This is a genomic window from Urechidicola vernalis, from assembly GCF_031846385.1.
Taxonomy (GTDB): Bacteria; Bacteroidota; Bacteroidia; order Flavobacteriales; family Flavobacteriaceae; genus Urechidicola; species Urechidicola vernalis.
In genome coordinates this window covers 1-243 of record NZ_JAVRHV010000034.1, presented here as the reverse complement: position 1 = coordinate 243, position 243 = coordinate 1, and the positions used below count along the sequence as shown (strand labels likewise).

Sequence of the window (243 nt, the reverse complement as noted above, 5' to 3'; positions counted from 1 at the left end):
TGGAATCTCATTATCTGTTACTGTAATTGTTTGAACTACTTGCGTAGCATCATTACCATTAGCATCTGTTACATCCCAAGCAATTGTTGTTACTCCTACTGGATATAATGCATCTAAGGCCAATCCATCTGAACGAACTCCTGTTGGTGTTCCTACTGTACAATTATCTGTTGCTGATGCACTAACTGATACATCTGCCCCACAAACGCCTGAATCTGTATTTACTGGCTGATCTCCATTATG

General features: G+C 39.9%; 1 protein-coding gene. It reads right to left on the bottom strand.

Annotation, left to right across the window (positions count from 1 at the left end; all coding sequences use genetic code 11):
• Nucleotides 1–243: hypothetical protein (locus RM519_RS13990; protein ID WP_311594446.1), on the bottom strand; the 243-nt coding region annotated here is incomplete at both ends.